Below are 17,994 nucleotides of genomic sequence, written 5' to 3'. Positions count from 1 at the left end.
CATGGTGAACGGCCATTCTGGTCCAACGTACTGACGGGACACCCACTTTAGATTGCTGTGTATAAAAACAGCATGCGCTCTTTGGACAGGATAGTTCTGTCGGAGTGGATGATGACTCTACGGATGTCCCCCTGGGGTGTTCCTCATCGCACCTGCGGACCTCAATAATACTCTTCATAAGGGTTTTCATTTTCCAGTTTTGAAAAGCAATTCTTACACAGAGCTTTATAGTTTTCCCAGCCCTTCATATTGCCAAAATCCACTTGCTCAAGGTCTTCCTCAAATTCCAGATCCTTACATTGCTCACATTCAACAACTGGCTCAGAATGTCCGCATAGGTAACAAGTATCTATGCCATCGTGGATTGCAAATGTATATTTTTTACAGGCAGGACATTCCCAAATTTCATCATCTGGAATTTCTTCAGTGACCATTCGTTCGGAAGCTCTCTTCTCTAGCTCTTCAATATAGCTATCGAGGTTTAGTAGCTCTGAATGCAGTTTAGACGGGAGTTGAGGAATAATATCCGAATCCAAATGATCGCGGCAAAAGGATGTATAAAAACCAACAAGACTCACAAAGTTAGACTTAATTTGCTCGATCGAAAGTTCAAATTCAAAATGGACAATTTGATTTCGAAGCTCAGATGCAGTCCTTATGCATTTAACATCGAGTTGATTTAAATTTACTTTCGATATTTTTTCAAGTCTTTCAATCGCCAAGCCGAGGTCTACTGTATGCCTAGGCTTATCTATGTTCGAATAAATAAATACTTCATTGGTTCTTCTTAGACGCTCTTTTAGGCTTGTCTCGATTGCCTGCACTAAAAGAAGTATCGCAAATTTCCATTTATTCTCGTCTGATTCCGCCTGAATAGCCTTACTCACCGACTCCAAGAAAAAGCTTATGGAGTTTTCTAAAAGTGTCATTTTTAAATTGGGCACGTAATCTCCAAAGAAAGTTAGTAGTTATAATTAATTCACTAATGTTCTCGCTTAAAAAATAACTTCTTGAAAATTTATTCATTTATACAGCTCGATTGCCAATTTTGGTAACTGCCTCCCATTGATCGCAACGATGTCCAGTCACCAACTCCCTGCCAAACATCATCGCTACCGCCCCTGGCTTACGGCTGCCACAGGGCCTGGAACGTCGCGGGGGCTGTCACTCACTGCAATCACCTTGAATTATTTGAATTTTTACACTACCGCACTTTGCGCGGCGGGGAAAACGGATTCAGATGGGCGGAGTCACATTTTGTTCGCTGCTTACGTTTTTCGGCAGCAAGCGAGCGTTTTGAGCCCTGTTTCGACAACCCTCCGAGCCTCCATGCGTGCGATTTCGCTGTGCGAATGGCACCACTCAAAGCGACCCCCTCCCGGCCTCCCCCTTGAAAAGGGGGAGGAGCAAAGCAAAAGCACCGCGAGCTTCGCTTGCTCCTACACGCCATTCTGCAGATAACCGAGCATTCGTATGGCTGCAGCTTTTGGCTGACACACAAAACCCGAAGCCGTCTGCCGAGCGGGTATCACCATCGCTTTTGCTCGTTTGATGTACACACATAACCCCAAGCCGGCCAGGGCGGAACCGGCTCAAGCCAATCCCCAATCCAGATCCCCAAATCCAGATTCTAAAATCCCGATCCGACCGTAATGGCAACTACCCGCCATAGGGTCAGTGTTGGGCTTCGCCCAACTCAGCCCAACCTACTACCAATTAATAAAACCAATGAGATAGAGAATGACGGCCCCTTCGACGGCTCAGGGCGAACGACTGGTATTGATGGCCGAGGAGGGGAACGCGTTCGGTGCGCTGGCCGAGCGGATAAGCCGCAGCCGCTGATGGGCGCCATGACCCGCTCAGGGTCATAAAATCAGGGTCATAAAAAACCAAACCGGCCCCCGCAGGGGCCGGTCTGATCCAGCAAATCGTGACAACGATAAAACCCGTTACAACATATATTCCGGTGGCGCACTCTCGTCATCCGGCCGCGGTGAGGCCAGGATCTTGTCGATGCGCTTCTCATCCATATCTACCACCTCAAAGCGCCAGCCCAGCCAGTCGGCATAATCGCCGGTGCTCGGCACGCGGCCCAGCAACAGCATCACCATGCCGCTGAGGGTGTGGTAACGGCCCTTGTCCTCTTCCGGCACCGTCTTGAGCGCCAGCCGATCCTTCATCTCGAGGATGGGGATGGCGCCATCCAGCAGCCAGGAGCCATCTTCGCGCTGGATGGCCCAGGCATCGTCGGCATTGCTCGGCGTGAATTCGCCGGTGACGGCTTCCAGCACATCCTGCAGGGTGACGATACCCTCGATTTCGCCGTATTCGTCGATCACAAACGCCATCTGCATATTGTTCTGGCGGAACTGCTCCAGCAACTCCATGCCGGTTAGGGTCTCCGGCACATAGATGCAGGGCGACAGATGGGCGGTGAAGTTCGGGGTTTCGCCGCGCACTATGGCCGACAACGCCTGCTTGGCATGCATGACGCCGAGCAGGTTGTTCAGCCCGCCTTCGCAGACCGGGAAGCGCGAGTGTTCGGAGTCGATCAAGCGGGTCAGGTTCTCTTCCGTCGGATGCAGGATATCGAGATAGACCACATCGGAGCGCGGGATCATCAAGGAGCCCAGTTGCCGGTCATCCAGCCGGAACACGTTACGCACCATATTGTGCTCACTCTGCTCTATGATGCCGGCTTCCGAACCCTCTTCCAGCATGGCGTGGATCTCCTCTTCGGTGACCCGTGACTGGCCATCCTGCCGCACGCCCAGCAGGCGCAGCAAGCCATGGGTGGAGAGGCTCAGCAAGACCACGAAGGGGTGTGTCACCAGCGCCAGCACCTGCATGGGGCGGGCGACCAGACGGGCTATGGGCTCGGGGTTGATTTGGCCAATCCGCTTGGGCACCAGCTCGCCGATCACGATGGAGATATAGGTGACACCGACGACGACGGCGGCGGTGGCGCTGAGATTGGCGGTCGCGGTGGCCACGCCGAAGGATTGCAGCCACACAGAGAGCGGCGCAGCCAGTACGGCTTCACCGACAATCCCGTTCAGGATGCCGATGGAGGTGATACCGATCTGGATGGTGGAGAGGAACTGGGTCGGATCTTCACCCAGTTTTAACGCCACCCGGGCGGCGTTATCTCCATCCAGGGCCAACTTCATCAAGCGGGCTTTCTTCGCGGTCACCAAGGCGATTTCTGACATCGCGAACAGGCCATTGAGTAACACAAGTCCTAACAGGATCAGGATTTCCATTGTCTGTCTCCATAAACAGGCTGGCAACGGAGGGGCATAGGGCGAGTGCCGGATGGGCAAGATCGAAGGGCAGAGCAGGATAACAACCGGGTATGAGTCAGACTCAGGGGGTAACAGGAGGAGCTAGCGTCGAAGATTCGACAACTGGGAATGTCCATAGATAGATAGAGCCGGATTGACCCGGATACGCCTCTGGTAACTTAGGGAAGCAAATCGTACAAGTGGGCCCCCCAGCTGTCAAATCCTTACCCCGCCCGCGCCAGACGTGAGCGAGTACGATAGGCGGGCGATGCCGCCGCCATCCCTCACTACACGTCGGGCTTCGCCCAACTCAGCCCAACCTACTACCCATTGCCTATTCGCCATAAGTCAGCCGCCGCTTATCGGGCCGAGGGGTGAACGTAACCGGTGCGCGGTCAGGATAACGGGGCATCATAAGCTAAAAGGACACTCATCCACTCTGGATGGGTCTCCCTTTTGCTGGCGCCTCTGCTCTCCTGGATATCGTATTAATGGGGTGGGCCTTGTGTCTAAGCGTCAGGGTTGGCACCGGGGGCGGTTCCACCCTGTAAATAGACCCGGGTGGAGGATCCGGGGGGCGGGTTTCTTCTGCATAGTGCCCGGGTGAGGCAAGGAGTGCCTTGGGGTGCATTGCCCTCGCCAGATGACTACCAGGGAAGTAACCATGTTTAAATTATCGCAACTGGCGCTGGCCATATTGCCCGCTTTGCTGGCTGGCGCGGCGCAAGCTGCAACGCCGCAGAGCACAGTAACACCCACTACGGCTATACCAACCACGGCCACACACACGCTGACCACTTCAACCGTAACGCCGCCCTCCAGCCTCTCGTCGCCGCTCTATCTCTTCATTGACGATAAGGCTCCTGCTGACTCGCTGCAGTTCAACTCGGTCGGCAAGCAGCAGTACCGGCTGACGACCCGGCTTGCCAAGGGGAGTTACCGGATCCAGATCGCCGACAGGGCCAGGCAGTGCGGCAGCACCTTTGGCCCCGCGCAGGCGGCACCGCTCCCCTTCGGCAAGGCTAATCCGCTGGGTAACTGCGCCGGTCAGCACCCTTACCAGTTGCGGGTGCTGCTCGATGGCGACTACGACTTTACCCTGGATAATGCCAAGGCTGACGCGCCGACCTTGACGGTACTGCGCGCTACCCATACGGGACGCGTCAAACGTGCGCTGCCGGAGGTGGCTTGTCATCTCTGGCGTGGCGGGGCTGTGACCGCATCGGTGGGCAAGGCGTGGCCAGATGGCACCGTGCTGCGCGATGCCTATTCGGGCCAGCAGGCCAAGGTGACGGCGGGCCAGATCACCCTGACGCCGGCGTCAGGCAGTGAAGGGATCTTGCTGCTTGAGCCGGTTAGCAAGCCGGTGCGGGCTTCCTTCAACTGGGAGAATGCCACCGTCTACTTTATGTTGACCGATCGTTTCAACAACGGTGACAAGAGCAATGACCACTCCTTTGGCCGCAGCGGGGATGGCAAGAACGAGATTGGCACCTGGCATGGCGGCGATCTGCAGGGCGTCATCGACAAGCTCGATTATATTCAGGCGCTGGGCAGCAACGTTATCTGGATCTCGCCCATCATGGAGCAGATCCACGGCTTTGTCGGCGGCGGTGCTGATGGCTCTTTCCCCTTCTACGGCTATCACGGCTACTGGCCGTTGGATTTCACCCGTATCGATCCCAACTTTGGCGACGAAGAGGCCCTGCGCACCCTGGTGGCTGAGGCCCACAAGCGGGGCATCCGCGTGCTGCTGGATGTGATCATGAACCATGTGGGCTATGCCAACCTGGCGGATCTGCAGGATGTGGGGCCGCAAGCCGTGGTGCGCGATAGCCAGAGTCTGCCTGCTCGCTGGTCCGACTGGCGGCCGCAAGGGCGCTATAGCAACTGGCACGGCTTCTCCGCCCATATCGACTACCAGGCGGCCCAGTGGAGCCAGTGGTGGGGGCCAGAGTGGGTGCGTGCCGATCTGCCAGGCTACCCCACACCGGGTAGTGATGAGGTGACCACCACAATCGGCGGGTTGCCGGATCTGTTGACCGAATCGACCGGCTACGTGAGCCTGCCGCCGCTACTCAAACACAAAGCGGATACCCGGGCCCGCGAGCTGCCCCATGCCAGCGTCAGCGATTATCTTGTCCAGTGGCACACTGACTGGGTGCGTCGCTTTGGCATCGACGGCTTTCGCGCCGACACGGTCAAGCATGTGGAGCCTCAAGTCTGGGCCAAACTGAAAACCGCGGCGACGGCGGCGCTGGCCCAGTGGAAGGCGGAACATCCAAAGCAGAAGCTCGACGATCTCCCCTTTTTCATGGTGGGTGAGGTGTGGCAGCATGGCGTGGCGCGGGATCACTGGTATGACAATGGCTTTGATTCGCTGATCAACTTTGACTACCAGCTCGATGCGCTGGCCAATGCCCTGTGCATGAACTCGGCCGAGCCCGTCTATGCCAAATACGCCAAGGTGGTGAGTGAGCCTGGCGTCAATATCCTGAGCTATCTCTCCTCCCACGATACCAAGCTCTTCTTCGGCGATTTCGAGAATATCGCCCTGCAGCGGCGCATGGCCAACAGCTTTATGTTGCTGCCAGGCGGGGTGCAGATCTACTACGGCGACGAGTCGGGACGGGGATTGATGGCCGATGACGGTGTCTTCGATCAGGCGGCGCGCTCGGATATGAACTGGCAGGAGCTGGCCCAGGGGCCCAAGGCGGAGTTGGTCACCCACTGGCAGAAGCTGGGGCAGTTCCGCCAGCAGCATCCGGCCATTGCCGCCGGTAGCCATAGCAAAATTAGTGACAGCCCCTATGCCTTCTTGCGGCAAAAGGGCAACGACACAGTGCTGATCATCTACGCAGGTTCGCCGCAGTAAGCCCGCGACGACGGCTGGTTAGTGAGGTCAGGAGACCCAAGCCGCTTTGGCGGGGTCTCCTGGTTCACGGTTGACTAGCCACTTGATGCGCGGGTAAAGCCCGGAGCATGAACTTGGTCGACGGTTTATTGAGGGCCGCCCTGCGCTGGCACTTAGTGGTTACCCAGCCCCAGCAGCTTGAAGGAGCCGGCGACGCTCAGGTTGCCTTTGCTGTTGCTCCAGATAAAGGGGGCTAGCGGATTGCTTGAATCGGCCTTCCAGCCGCTCGCCTTCAGGGTAAAGCTGCCTGCCACCATGCCGTAGTCGGGTGCGTAGCGGGTGATGGTCAGAGTACCTATGGGTTTGCCCGGTTGGTTAACCAATAAGAGGGCGGTGGTGCCCTGGGCGTTGGTGGCATTCATATAGGTCACGGTATGCGTACCCAGGCCTACGCCATCGGCGAGCAGCATAAAGGTGGCTTCCCCCCCTGCGCCGTTGGCGCCCGCCATCGTCAGTTGGGTTTGTCCACCCAGCACAGTCACCACCGCCGAGATGTTGTTCTCGGTGCGAATGCGGATGCTCTCGCCCTTGACGCGGTAGAAGCCGCTGCTCTTCTCGCTGGTGGCCTTGACCATCACCTTGAAGGTGCACCAGTTGCCCTGATACTGCATCATCACCGTTTTTTCTCCGGGTGTGCTGCTATCAAAGCCGCTGGCGTTGACGGTGGTGAGGCCGTAAACCCGCTTGCTGCTGCCGTCGCTATAGATCTTGGAGACAATGAGCCCGCGCAGATCCAGCGGTTCATCCGGGGCGTAGAGGGTCTTGTTGGGGTTGTGGGTGACACCCAGATTGACAAACACCGGCGTGGTGGCGGCCTGGGCCGTGGTATGAGCGCAGAGCAGGGTAAAACAGATCAGGGTACAGAGAGCGTAGCGCAACATGGGGCCTCCTTGGCGTGATGTGCGTTCTCCTGATGACTCCCATCAGGAGTCCAGAGCATAGCCGCGGATCGGCGCTGAAAAGAATGAAAACCGGATCTCGTTGAGCTCGGGTTTAAGTTTGGGGCTCATCTTCATTCGGGACACACACGCCGCCTATGCTCTTGATGCGCCGCGGATGGATTAGCGATACGGATCTGTTCTGAATGAACTAGTCAGGCGCGTAAAAAAATCAAAACAAGCTAAAAGGCAAACCCGACCTCTCCCCTTGAAAAAAAAAGGGAGCCGAAGCTCCCTTACCTGGATTGCTCATCAATGGGATGGAAGTTGTGTACAAGCGTCAGGTCTAGAGGGGGCTCATGTGGTAGACCTTTTCGGCCAACGGATTAGCCGGTAAGTCGGGGAATTCAGGATCGACCTTCATACAGCTGTGGCCATGCAGCAGTTCGATGGCAAAGCGGCTCTGGTAGAGGGAGAGCACCTCGCTATCGGGCTGGCTGCTGCCACCAGTTTCTGTCTCATCACAGCTTTCAGTCGTCAACAGCAGGATCTGACTATGGACGGCCAGCAGGGATGTTAGCTGGCGGATGTAGTCGCTGCGACTGGTGGCGGGCAGCGCCGTGAGGGCGGTACAGTCATAGACGGCGGCTATCTCGCCCAGATCCGGCCCCTTGAGATCAAACAGATCGCCACACCAGATCTCTATCTCCCCATGCCACCAGCGGATGAAACGGCCGTGACGCTGACGCGCGGGCACCAGCCCCCGCTCGGCAAAGAAGGCCTGGATGGCAATATGGCTGAGCTCAATGCCGATGACCCTGTGCCCCTGCGCCTGTAACCAGGTCAGATCATGGCTCTTGCCACACAGGGGGACCAGCACGCTGGAGCCCGGTGCCAGCGCGAGCGTGGGCCAGAATTGGGGGAGATAAGGGTTGCTATCGGATTGATGGAAGGCGATATCGTTCGCCTTCCATTTGGCTTTCCAGCGCTGATTACTCATGGTCTCTCCTGTGGATGCACCAGAGAGAGGTTCAGCAAAATGCGAACAGCGCCGTTGGGCAGGTTTAGCCGAGGCTAACATGGTTAGTCGTGTAACGCTGCTAAACTTGTGGCTCGGTTCATACTGGGGTTGGGGCGAGCTATGGCACTGCTTGTGGCCAGGGCCGCTGACATCAATCGCTGGCATCAATCGCTGGCATCATGGCAGCCAAGAGTGCAGCAGATCGCCAACGGGTGGGGTCTGGCATCTATACTCAGTAGGGGAGCCGGGAGAAAGGGAGCCAGGATGATGCTGCATAGCTACAAGATTGCCTTGCTTGGCTGCCTCTATTTGTTCGGAGCATGCAGTTGGGCTGAGGATGAGGTGAAGGTGGGGGTACTCGACTTTCCACCCTTTTATGAGGTTACGCCACACCAGGCCGTGGGGGGCGTCATGATGCCGGAGATCGCCAAGCTGATGGCTGAGGCAGGGTTGCGCTATCGGGTGGATGGTTATCCCCCCAAGCGTCTCTATCGCTTACTGGCCAGTGGTGGGGCGCACTTCTTCATCGGGCTGCAACATGCGCCTGAATATGACGGCCAGGTCTATGTTTCCCCCTCTCCACTCAATGTCATACGGTTGCAGCTCTATCGCTTGCCTACGACACCGGCTCTGCCCCAGGTACAAGCCCTGGCGGGTAAGTCGTTGATCGTCATTCGTGGCTACAGCTATGCCGGGACGTTACTCAAGCTGCAGGGGTTGGTGCCCCCCCCCATGGTGCGCGAGGCCAAGGATCACCGACAAGCGCTAATGATGTTACGGGCCGGGCGCGCGGATTATCTGCTCGATTACTCCTTGGCCGTCAATTACACCCTGCGACAGATGGCGCAGCCGCCTGAGTTGGCGGTCATGCTGCTCAGCGAACTGAAGCTTTACCTACTGGTCTCGAAAAAGGCGCCCAATGCCCAAGTGCTGATACAGAAACTGACGCAAGCCATGGAGCGGCTCATCGCCCGGGGCGAGCTGGACTCTTTGCGGCGCTATAATCAATGATGGTGTGATTAACGTCCGGGGGGATTTTACGTGTCATAGCGCGATATAGCCCCAATCTAGCCTTTAAACTCAAGTTAGACCGGACTATGCATTTTCAATGAGGTTTTACCATGTCATATCTGCAAGATCCCCGGGTGCTGTTTGCCGCCGAGCGAACCCTGCTGGCCTGGAATCGTACCAGCCTGGCCCTGATGGGATTTGGTTTTGTCATCGAGCGTTTCGGCCTCTACCTGCGCATCATGGCGCCGGGTATGGTTTCACCACGGGAAGAGTGGCTCTCTTTTTTGGTGGGGCTAGCCTTTGTGCTCCTGGGGGCGCTGACTGCCCTGCTTTCAGCCAAACAGTATCATGTGACGCTCAATAGCCTGGGGCCAGAGGAGATCCCGGCCGGTTACCGAGTGCATCTGGCCACCTGGCTCAATCTGGTCGTGGCGATACTGGGTTGTTTACTGCTGCTTTATCTCCTCCTCAAATAGTGGATCCGGTGCCGAGCGTTACTCCGGCGCAGGGCTCTTCTCCAGTTGAACCTTGTGCGTGACGCTCATGGCCTCCCCATCTCCGGCCCAAAGCGTTTGCAGATCCACGGCATTGAGCTCAGGGGCTAGGCGAATGCATTGCCCCTGCAGCAGTGCCACCGCCGCTGTCACCACCAGGGCTGCCGAGAGCTGGGCGCCGACCGCCAATTGTGGGTCATGGGCCCAGGCACGCTCATCGGCGTGCAGCAGCTGTTGCACCAGAGGTTGCAGGTAGGCGGGATGGTGCTGCTGACCAATATGGTTTATGAGCCGCTGTTTGATCTCGTGCAGGGTCAAAGGTTGGGCTGGATCCAGATCCAGCATCTGCTCCAGGCTGCAACTTTGGCGGGTAAAGGCAAAGCAGCCGCCGCCCCAGCCCAGATTCAGCGGGAAGAGCACAGGCTTGTTGGCCTGCTGGGCCAGGCGGTTGCAGGCGAGAAAAGCGGGATGGTCGAAGTCTATGGTGTTGATCACCATGTCGCAGCGATCTATGAGCTCAGGTAGTGAAGCGTCATCCAGAAAATGAGGGTGTACCTCCAGCCGTAGCTCAGGGTTGATGGTTAGCAGATGGCGGGCCAGGGCTTCGGCTTTGTTACAGGCCAGATCTGCCTGAGTAAAGGCTTGGCGATTGAGGTTGGAGACCTCTACTTGGTCGCCATCGGCAACAATCAGCTCACCGAATCCGGTTCGGATGGCCACCTCAGCGACCACGCTGCCCAGCCCTGTGCCCGCTAGCAGCAGGCGACACTGTTTAAGGCGCTGCTGCAGGGAGGGGGGGATGAAGGCCCAGTTACGGGCAAACAGCGGGTTACCAGGGTTACTCTCCGCACTCATCCCTTCGTGATACCAGTGACATAGCCCGGCGGCTCCCTGCTCCAGCTGTTGGCGCAGTTGACTGACCAGCAGCCGAGCGGGCAGGGTCGGGGCGCCGAAGTAGTGATGGGCCAGGCCTAACGGGGTGAAGTGGATGGCGAGGCGCCTGAGCTGGGCTATCAGTCTGGGTTCGCTGACGATATAGACCTGCTCTATCCCCTGCTCCCGGGCATATTGGTAGAGGGCGCGACAGAGCAGGCGGGTGATCTCGCCATTACGGCGATCCGGCGTCACCACCAGCCGGGAGATTTCTGCCGAATTCCAGGCCAGTCGGTTCTCTGACGGATAGCCGGGGTGATGGCAGACGGGCAAGTCATGGGGCGAGTAGGCGTTACGTATGAGTCGTACCCCGCCCAATATCTTCCCCTCTTCATCTTCGGCGAGAAAGTGGGTGGCATAGGCATCGAAGTGATCGGATTCCAGCTCGGCGGGATAGGCCTTGGCGTTGAGCCACGCCTTCTCCAGGCAGTAGATGGTGTAGCGCAGCTGTTGCAGTTGCTGATGATCCCGTAGGTCTTGTGCTATTCGGCAACGGTACATGGTCCACCTCTGCTGTTACGCTCAACTACCTAAACAGTAGGAGGGAGGGGGCGGTTTTAGGCTCAGGCCTGTCATAGTCAGCAGGAGGCATGGCACGAATGGTTAAGAGCGACTAGCGGGGCTGAAAGCGTCTCCTCTTGGTTTTTTGTTTCTTGGTTTCTCAAAGAGCCTTATTGGTATGGTCGGGGCTGTGGTTGCGCTGGATCATGCCCAATCTGAGGTGAGTTGGTTACACTGCCCCGTCCGCGCAGAGACTTAATCTGACAATATTAGAAGGCCAAATGGAGCCCTTATGCAACTCAATCAGCACGTCAACATGCTGGGGGATGACCTCAAGCGTCGTTATGGCGAAAAGATCCATAAGCTGACGCTGCATGGCTCCTTCACCTGCCCCAATCGTGACGGCACCCTGGGGCGCGGTGGCTGCACCTTCTGTCATGTGGCCTCGTTTGCCGATGAAACGGCCCAGGTGCGCTCCATTGCCGAACAGTTAGCGGCACGAGCCAGCGAGGCCACTCGGGCCAAGCGTTATCTGGCCTACTTTCAGGCCTATACCAGCACCTATGCTGAGGTGGATTACCTGCGGCAGATGTATGAAGAGGCGTTGGGTGTGGCGGATATCGTTGGCTTGTGCGTGGGCACCCGGCCGGACTGTGTGCCCGATGCGGTGCTCGATCTGTTGGCCAGCTATCGGCAGCAGGGTTTTGAAGTCTGGTTGGAGTTGGGACTGCAGAGCGCGCACGATGCCACCCTCAAGCGCATCAATCGAGGTCACGATTATCGTGCCTACGAGAGTGCTGTGATCCGGGCGCGCAGTCGCGGACTTAAGGTCTGCACTCATCTCATAGTCGGCTTACCGGGTGAGCAGCCGATGGACAGCCTGACCACCCTCAAGCAGGTAGTACAAACAGGAACCGATGGCATCAAACTGCATCCCTTGCATATAGTCGAGGGGAGTGTGCTGGGTAAAGCCTGGCTGGCCGGCCGCCTGCCGGTGATCTCGCTGGCGGAGTATGTGGCGGCCGCGGTGGCCATGATCCAACACACCCCGCCCGAGGTTGTCTATCACAGGGTATCGGCTTCGGCGCGCAAACCAACCCTGCTGGCGCCTGAATGGTGCGAGAATCGCTGGAGTGGCATGGTGGCCATCTCGGAGCAGCTGGGGCGTAGCGGCAACCAGGGGATGGCCCTGGGACGCCCTTTCCTTCTGCAGCCATGAGAGTGCGAGCATGACAAACAGGGCCCATCGGGCCCTGTTTGCGTTGTGGCTTAAGCCGGAACGAAGCGTGGACGGTAGTTATCGACCCACATGGCGGTGGCACCGCAGACGGCGATGGGCATGATGAGGAAGTTGAGCACGGGCACCATGGTGCAGAGGGTGACGCCGGTACCGAAGCTCAGATTGTGTATCCTACGCTGGGCCAGCGCCTGGCGCATATCAGCAAAGGCGACCTTATGGTTATCGAAGGGGTAGTCGCAATATTGAATGGCGGCCATCCAGGCGGAAAATAAAAACCAGAGCAGGGGGGCGAGTGTCTGGCCCAGCACAGGAATAAAAAACAGTATGAGGCAGCCCAATGCCTTAGGCAGGTAGTATTTTATTTTTTGCCATTCCCGGCGAAAGATCCGAGGCATATCCCGCAGTAGCGTGGCCAAGCTGGCATCTGGAGCCGTTTTGCCTGTGAGTTTGGCCTCTACCTGTTCGGCCAGCAGACCATTGAATGGCGCGGCTATCCAGTTGGCAATCAAGCCAAAAATAAAGAAGAACAGCAGCAAGATGGTGAGGATGGCCAGAGGCCAGAGCAGGTAGTTGAGCCAATCCAGCCACGCAGGGAGCGCCTGCAGCAGGGTGTTGGAGAGTTCATCCAGCCTATTTATTAGCCAGATGAAGCTGCTGGCAAACAGAATGATATTGGTCAGCAGGGGTAAAATAACAAACAGGCGAATACCCGGCTGAGTGATTAATCGAGCACCTGTGATTAAGTAATGGATGCCACTTTTATTTATTTGACCCAGTTCCATAACGATTCCTATATTCAAATCTGTTGCAGATATTACAAATAGTGTCTTGTTTTGGTAAAGTCAGTACAGTTGTATCCAGATCTGGCTTGTTGCGCTCAGTCTACTGTGCCTTTTGTGTGACAACCAGTCAGCAATTGGCATCTTGGATGCGGCGCTTGAGTCAGCAGCGGATGGCTGATGGCAACAATGGACGAGCTTCGGCTCTTTTTGTGCTAGACAGAAATTAGAAAGAGAAGCAGCAATGCAGGATTTGCGAATTGTTCTGGTGGTGATTGGGGCTTTGGCGATAGTCGCCCTGATCATTCATGGATTGTGGTCTAATCGAAAGAACAAGCGGTTTTCCATCAAGGATAAACCTTTGGGTCGCGTTCCCCATACCAAGAACAAACCTGGGGAAGATGAGGAACTGGATGGTTTCGATCATGATGGGATCGGTAAGGTGCGCATCCTCTCTCGCAGGCAAGAGCCGGTTGCCGAACGGCGTGAGCCCGATGCCAACTTCTCCATGCCCCGCTTTCAGGCGGTGGACGATCTGGAGTCTCAGGAGCATACCGCTGAGCTGACTCCCGAGCCCGCCCAGCCGCTAGTGCCCGAGGCCAAGGTGTGGCGTGATGTTTATCTGATCAATATCATGGCCCGTGAGGGGCATGAGCTGGATGGTCAGGATCTGCTGCGTGGCTTTAAGCTGCTCGGTTTCCGCTTCGGCGAGATGGATATATTCCACCGCCATCTGGAGCCGGATGGCCGCGGTGATGTGCTGTTTAGCGCCGCCAACATGGTCAAGCCTGGCACCTTCGATCCGGCACGCATGGTTCACTTCTCGACGCCAGGTATCTCCCTCTTCATGCAACTGCCCCATGCCGGGCGCGCCGAGGCTCATCTCAAGTTGATGATGCAGGCCGCCGACAAGCTGGCGGGCGAAGTGGATGGCTTGCTGATGGACATGGAGCGCAAGCCCCTGACCGAATATCAGTTGGCGCAATATTTTGATGAGCTGCGCGCCTACGACAATCAATAGGGCGCAGTGCATTACATAGTGATAAGAAGTGCGGCTTGGGCCGCACTTTCTGTTTATGACCTCGCTAGGAATCTGCTCCATGGCTGATATCAAAACCAGGATGAGCCAGCTCATCGGCATGTTGACCCGTTACGAACATGAATATTATGTGCTGGATGCGCCCTCGGTTCCCGATGCCGAATATGATCGCCTGTTCCGGGAGTTGCTGGCCCTGGAGGCCGAGCATCCTGAGCTGGTGAGCCATCACTCCCCGACTCAGCGGGTCGGTGGGGCGGCATTGAGCACCTTTGGCTCGGTGCGCCATGAACAACCCATGCTCTCCCTGGATAACGTCTTCAATGCCGAGGATCTGCTGGCCTTTGGCCGCCGTATCCAGGATCGTCTCGGCCAGAGCGAGCCGTTAGCTTTCTGTTGTGAGCCCAAGCTGGATGGTCTGGCCGTGAGCCTGCTCTATGAGGCGGGCCACCTGGTACGGGCCGCCACCCGCGGCGATGGGGAGACGGGTGAGGAGATCACCGCCAACGTGCGCACCATTCGCGCCATCCCCTTGACCCTGCAGGGGGACGAGATCCCCGCCCGGCTTGAGGTGCGGGGGGAAGTGTTTATGCCCAAGGCCGGTTTTGCCCGCTGGAACGCCGACGCTCAGGAGTCTGGTGAGAAGATTTTTGCCAATCCGCGCAATGCCGCGGCAGGCAGTCTGCGGCAGTTGGATCCGCGCATCACGGCGCGGCGCCCTCTGGCCTTCTATGCCTATGGTATTGGGGTGGTCGAGGGGGCCGAGCTGCCGGACTCTCACTATGGGCGTCTGAACTGGCTCAAGTGTCTGGGCTTGCCGGTAAGCGCCGAGATCCGTCGTGGCTCGGGCATCGAAGCCTGCCAGGCCTATCACGAGGCCATATTAGCGCGTCGGGATGAACTGCCCTTTGAGATCGATGGCGTGGTGTTCAAAGTGGATTCCCTGCCGCTACAGGAGCAGTTGGGCTTTGTCTCCCGGGCGCCACGCTGGGCTGTGGCCCATAAGTTCCCCGCGCAAGAGGAGCTGACCGAGCTCAAGGAGATCGAGTTCCAGGTCGGTCGTACCGGTGCCATCACGCCTGTGGCGCGGCTGGAGCCGGTGTTTGTCGGCGGTGTCACCGTCTCCAACGCCACCTTGCACAATGCCGATGAGATAGAGCGGCTGGGGGTCATGGTGGGCGATACCGTGATTGTGCGCCGGGCCGGTGACGTGATACCGCAGATTGTTGGTGTCGTGTTGGAGCGGCGGGATGCGGCCCGTTGTCATCCGGTGTTGTTTCCTACGGCGTGCCCGGTTTGTGGCTCGCAAGTAGAGCGGCTACCCGGTGAGGCGGTCGCCCGCTGCAGCGGGGGTCTCTTCTGTGAGGCCCAGCGCAAGGAGGCGCTCAAACACTTTGCCGCCAGGCGCGCCATGGATATTGAAGGTCTGGGTGACAAGCTGATAGAGCAACTGGTGGATCGGCATCTGGTGGCCACGCCAGCCGATCTGTTCCGGCTGGAGGAGGCCTCCTTGAGCGAGCTGGAGCGGATGGGCAGCAAGTCAGCCCAGAAGCTGCTGTTGGCCATAGAGCAGGCTCGGCACACCACGTTGCCGCGCTTCCTGTTTGCCTTGGGCATTCGCGAGGTGGGCGAAGCCACGGCGCTGGCGCTGGCCCTGCACTTTGGTGAGCTAGCCCCTTTGATGGCGGCCAGTGTCGAGGCGTTGCAGCAGGTGAGTGATGTGGGTGAGGTGGTAGCCAAGCATGTCTACTACTTCTTCCGCCAGCCCCATAATCTGGAGGTGTTGCAGCAACTGACCACTGCCCAGGCTGAGGGGGGCGCCGGGGTGGAGTGGCCAGCCATAGTTCGCCCCGAGCCCCAGGCGTTGCCTCTGCTGGGTAAGACCCTGGTGCTGACCGGCACACTCACCCAGATGAGCCGGGATGAGGCCAAACAGGCCCTGTTGGCGCTGGGTGCCAAGGTGGCGGGCTCGGTCTCGGCCAAGAGCAGTGCCGTGATAGCGGGGGCGGCGGCAGGCTCCAAGTTGGCCAAGGCGGAAGAGCTGGGCATTCCCGTGCTGGATGAGAGTCAGTTGCTCGCGCTGCTTGCGGATCCCACCGATATAAGCTGGTAATCGTCTGCTCCGGAGCAGGCAAATAAGGTCCGATAGGTGTGAACCGATCGGACTTTGTTTTTTATGGCCAGTGTGCGCCAGCCTGCTGCTTCTTCAGGGTGAGGGAATTCCCATTTCAACTGGCGGCGAGGTAAGTTAGTGTAGTGTGCAGTCGCTGGCGAGGGATTCAAACTGGTGTAACAGAGTTAGGCGAGAATGGGGCTATGAAATGGTTTTCGTGACTCGGCTGACAGAATCCATGGGCTGATACAGGGATGATGGCTTGAGGCTAATGCTTTTTTCTTAGGTGCGATCCAGTGGTTGGGGCGCAACTGGAGTAGAGAAGAGCCGCTAGCTGACAAGAGTAACAAGCATAAGGAGCGTAACTTGGTATCAGTAGGACCCGGATCCATGAGTCAGGCCCGTGAGGCCATCAATCAGACCATGGCTCTCGTATTGGCGGGCGGCCGTGGTAGCCGCCTGATGCAATTGACGGCCAATCGGGCTAAACCAGCCGTCCACTTCGGTGGCAAATTTCGCATCATCGACTTCGCGCTCTCCAACTGCATCAACTCCGGAGTGCGTCGGGTCGGTGTGGTAACCCAGTACAAATCTCACAGCCTGCTACGCCATCTGCAGGCGGGGTGGTCTTTTTTGCGCTACCAGATGAATGAGTTCATCGACCTCTTGCCTGCGCAACAGCGGGTCGATGAGGTGAACTGGTATCGTGGCACCGCCGATGCTGTCTATCAGAATCTGGATATAGTGCGCGACTATGCACCCAAGTACATCCTGGTGTTGGCGGGGGATCACGTCTACAAGATGGATTATGCCACCCTGCTGCTGGATCATGTGCAGCTGGGGGGGCCGGTCACTGTGGCCTGTATCGAGGTGCCCCGCGCCGAAGCCTCGGCTTTTGGCGTGATGCAGGTGGATGAGAGTCGCAAGATCACCGATTTTGTCGAGAAGCCGGAAGATCCACCCGCCATGCCAGGGGATCCTGACAAGGCCTTGGTCTCCATGGGGATCTATGTGTTTGACGCCGCCTATCTCTACCAGTTGCTGGAAGAGGATCAGGAGGATCAGCTCTCCCGCCGTGACTTTGGCATGGACATCATTCCCAAAGTGGTACGCCAGGGGCAGGCCCATGCCCACCCCTTTGGTTACTCCTGTGTCCGTAACCGGGGTCATGAGGATGGTTGTTACTGGCGTGATGTGGGGACAGTTGACTCCTTCTGGGAGGCCAACATGGACTTAGCCTCCGTGGTGCCCGAGCTGGATCTCTATGACGAAGGGTGGCCCATCTGGACGAACCAGAAGCAGTTGCCTCCGGCCAAGTTTGTCCAGGATTATGAGGGTAAGTCCGGCAGTACCCGCAACTCGGTCTTCTCCGGCGGGGTCATTGTCAGTGGTTCGGATATTGGCAACTCGGCGCTCTTTACCGGGGTGCGTGTTCACTCCAATTGTAAGTTGGAGGGGGTGGTGGCCTTCCCCGATGTGGTGATCCACCGCGGCTGTCGCTTGACCAAGGTGATCCTCGACAAGCAGTGTGTGCTGCCGCCAGGCACTGTGATTGGTGAGGATGCCGAGGCCGATGCTCGCCGCTTCTACCGCAGTGAAAAGGGGGTGGTGCTGGTGACCAAGAGCATGCTCAAGGCCTTAGGATTGAATGCGGAGTCCGATGTGATGGAGCCCAGGCCGGATCGTCCCCGCTAATTTGATTTAGCTGACAGCAGGAGGCTCGCTCCTGCTGTTTTTTTAAGCCCAGATCCCCGAAAAGTGCGTGCTGGTGCCAACGATAGGCCACGCAA

Annotated in this window: 13 protein-coding genes; 7 read left to right on the top strand and 6 right to left on the bottom strand. The window is 57.6% G+C overall.

Annotated elements, in window-relative coordinates; translation table 11 throughout:
* Positions 1-161 precede the first annotated feature (161 nt).
* Positions 162-944 carry a hypothetical protein gene (locus ACZYTD_RS15640; protein ID WP_463893435.1) on the bottom strand — a complete coding sequence of 261 codons (783 nt, stop codon included), beginning with the start codon at positions 942-944 and terminating at the stop codon, positions 162-164.
* A 1,005-nt stretch (positions 945-1,949) separates the two neighbouring features.
* Positions 1,950-3,263, bottom strand: coding sequence for a hemolysin family protein (locus tag ACZYTD_RS15635; protein ID WP_463893433.1), 1,314 nt, complete (start codon positions 3,261-3,263; stop codon positions 1,950-1,952).
* A gap of 685 nt (positions 3,264-3,948) precedes the next feature.
* Here ACZYTD_RS15635 and ACZYTD_RS15630 point away from each other — a divergent pair.
* Entirely contained in the window at positions 3,949-6,159 is a 2,211-nt protein-coding gene (locus tag ACZYTD_RS15630) for an alpha-amylase (protein ID WP_463893431.1), read from the top strand.
* Positions 6,160-6,311: 152 nt separating this feature from the next.
* Here the strand turns inward: ACZYTD_RS15630 and ACZYTD_RS15625 are convergent, their stop codons facing one another.
* Both ACZYTD_RS15625 and ACZYTD_RS15620 read right to left on the bottom strand, forming a co-directional pair.
* Positions 6,312-7,079, bottom strand: a complete 768-nt coding sequence (locus ACZYTD_RS15625) for a bacterial Ig-like domain-containing protein (RefSeq protein WP_463893429.1) — start codon at positions 7,077-7,079, stop codon at positions 6,312-6,314.
* Positions 7,080-7,422: 343 nt separating this feature from the next.
* The gene (locus tag ACZYTD_RS15620; protein WP_463893428.1) at positions 7,423-8,076 is read right to left on the bottom strand and encodes a thiopurine S-methyltransferase; all 654 of its coding nucleotides are present in this window, start codon (positions 8,074-8,076) and stop codon (positions 7,423-7,425) included.
* Positions 8,077-8,361: 285 nt separating this feature from the next.
* On the opposite strand from ACZYTD_RS15620, the gene ACZYTD_RS15615 reads away from it, so the two are divergent.
* Together ACZYTD_RS15615 and ACZYTD_RS15610 are read left to right on the top strand one after the other, a co-directional pair.
* Positions 8,362-9,108 (top strand): substrate-binding periplasmic protein, encoded by a 747-nt coding sequence (locus tag ACZYTD_RS15615; protein ID WP_463893427.1) that lies wholly within the window; start codon positions 8,362-8,364, stop codon positions 9,106-9,108.
* A 110-nt stretch (positions 9,109-9,218) separates the two neighbouring features.
* On the top strand, positions 9,219-9,584 hold the full coding sequence (locus ACZYTD_RS15610) for a YidH family protein (RefSeq protein WP_463893425.1): 366 nt from the start codon (positions 9,219-9,221) through the stop codon (positions 9,582-9,584).
* 18 nt (positions 9,585-9,602) lie between these two features.
* On the opposite strand, the gene ACZYTD_RS15605 is transcribed toward ACZYTD_RS15610, so the two are convergent.
* Positions 9,603-11,036, bottom strand: coding sequence for a GNAT family N-acetyltransferase (locus tag ACZYTD_RS15605; protein ID WP_463893423.1), 1,434 nt, complete (start codon positions 11,034-11,036; stop codon positions 9,603-9,605).
* 292 nt (positions 11,037-11,328) lie between these two features.
* On the opposite strand from ACZYTD_RS15605, the gene mnmL reads away from it, so the two are divergent.
* Positions 11,329-12,255, top strand: coding sequence for a tRNA modification radical SAM protein MnmL/YtqA (gene mnmL, locus ACZYTD_RS15600; protein ID WP_463893422.1), 927 nt, complete (start codon positions 11,329-11,331; stop codon positions 12,253-12,255).
* 50 nt (positions 12,256-12,305) lie between these two features.
* Here mnmL and cysZ read toward each other — a convergent pair whose 3' ends face one another.
* Entirely contained in the window at positions 12,306-13,058 is a 753-nt protein-coding gene (cysZ, locus tag ACZYTD_RS15595) for a sulfate transporter CysZ (protein ID WP_463893420.1), read from the bottom strand.
* Positions 13,059-13,299: 241 nt separating this feature from the next.
* On the opposite strand from cysZ, the gene zipA reads away from it, so the two are divergent.
* From zipA to glgC, 3 genes are all read left to right on the top strand, one after another.
* On the top strand, positions 13,300-14,076 hold the full coding sequence (zipA, locus tag ACZYTD_RS15590) for a cell division protein ZipA (protein ID WP_463893419.1): 777 nt from the start codon (positions 13,300-13,302) through the stop codon (positions 14,074-14,076).
* Between the two features lie 79 nt (positions 14,077-14,155).
* The gene (gene ligA, locus ACZYTD_RS15585) at positions 14,156-16,204 is read left to right on the top strand and encodes an NAD-dependent DNA ligase LigA (protein ID WP_463893417.1); all 2,049 of its coding nucleotides are present in this window, start codon (positions 14,156-14,158) and stop codon (positions 16,202-16,204) included.
* A 390-nt stretch (positions 16,205-16,594) separates the two neighbouring features.
* On the top strand, positions 16,595-17,899 hold the full coding sequence (gene glgC / locus ACZYTD_RS15580; RefSeq protein WP_463893415.1) for a glucose-1-phosphate adenylyltransferase: 1,305 nt from the start codon (positions 16,595-16,597) through the stop codon (positions 17,897-17,899).
* Positions 17,900-17,994: the final 95 nt, after the last annotated feature.

Source organism: Pseudaeromonas sp. HNCC25DJ180, from assembly GCF_055413345.1.
The sequence above is the reverse complement of the archived record's forward strand: the minus strand, read 5'-3'. Positions and strand labels throughout refer to the sequence as shown.